General features: G+C 73.0%; 2 protein-coding genes. Both read right to left on the bottom strand.

The window, feature by feature from the left end; translation table 11 throughout:
* Window positions 1–236, bottom strand: a 236-nt coding sequence (locus tag PKD06_RS18295; protein ID WP_324382665.1) for a hypothetical protein, incomplete at its 3' end; no start/stop codon positions are given.
* The coding region (locus tag PKD06_RS18300) for a phosphopantetheine-binding protein (RefSeq protein WP_324382667.1) at window positions 236–1,371 on the bottom strand (1,136 nt) is incomplete at its 5' end. The genes PKD06_RS18300 and PKD06_RS18295, both read right to left, overlap by 1 nt.

Genomic DNA, 1,371 nt, shown 5'->3' on the forward strand with positions numbered 1-1,371 from the left:
GGCGGGAGAGGGGGCCAAGCCGGGAGCCGCGCCGCGCCCGCCCCGCCATGGGCGAAGCACAGGAGGCGCCGCGCGGCGTGGGGTCGGCGCGCCATCGGCTTCACCCAGGGCCCGCTCTCGGGCTGGCTCGCGGCCGCCGCATGCGAGCGGCCCTCGCGCTGTGCCAGGGCCGCTTGCAGAAGCCGGCGCTTCTGCTCGGGAGTCAGGGCCTTCAGGCGCGGGTTGCCAGAGGACATCACACAGCTTCCAGATCGAGTTCGCCCGATGCGATCAGCATTTCCAGCATCGCATCCGTCTCGGCCTCGCTGAGGTCCTCGACCGCGGCCTCCTCCAGGCGGTCGATCGCCAGAAGCTCGTGCAGCAGATGGGCGGCGAGCGTGCCGACGCTCGGCCCCTGCATCAGGAGCGCGGTCGGAAGCTTGATGCCGATCTCCTGCTCGAGGCCGAGGGTCAGCTCGACGGCCATCAGCGAATCGACGCCGAGCCTGTCGAGCGGGCGGTCGCTCGGGATCTTGTCCGGCGTCGTGCGCAGGACGGCACCGAGCGCCGCCTTGATCACCTCCTCCAGGCGGCTGCTCCGCATGGCGGGCGGTAGGGCGGCCAGTTCGCGCCGCAGTGCCGAGACGCGGTCGCTGGCGGCGGATGCGTGGACGAGAAGGCTGAAGCGCGGCGTGCCCGACACCTCCGAGGCCGCCGCCCACCGCTCCCAGTCGACATCCGCGAAGGCGACGTTCGGCGGGCCGTCATCCATGATCGGCCCGAGGGCCGCAAGGGCATCCTCGGTCGTGAAGGCCCGGATTCCGAGCTTTTCCAGTTGCTCGACCAGCCCGCGCAGGCGGTTCTCGCTGCGCGCGAGTTCCTTCGCCGAGTGATCGACGTCCTCCATCATGCTGAGCAATGCCTCGCGCGACTGCCGCTCCTCCGAGAGCCGGTGCTGCAGCGCCGCCGTGCGCTCGTCGACGCCGCGCTCGAGGCCCTCGCTCATGACCCTCAGCCGCGAGGCGAGCGCGTGGCGTTCGATCGCGTGGCGCAGCGTACGCGCGAGCGAGCCCTCCCTCGTCTCGCCCCGCACCACGAAGTCGAGGGCCCCGGCCGCGATCGCCTCCTCGCCCTGCGCGGCGGCTCCGGGCTCCACCACCACGACCAGCGGGGCCCAGGCGGCCAGTTCGCGCACGAACGACAGGCCCGCCCCGTCCGGCAGCGACAGGCTCGCGAGCACCACGTCGGGGGCGGCTTCCCGCAGTCGCGAGCGGGCCTCGGCGAGCGACGCGGCGCGGTCCACCTCGAAGCCGCGCGACGATGCCGGGAGGAATCCCGCGATCCGGCCCGCCTCGACCGGGTCCGCTTCGACGAGCAATGCGCGGGGGATGT

It is taken from the genome of Enterovirga sp., assembly GCF_035325185.1.
In the GTDB taxonomy this organism is placed as follows: domain Bacteria; phylum Pseudomonadota; class Alphaproteobacteria; order Rhizobiales; family Beijerinckiaceae; genus Enterovirga.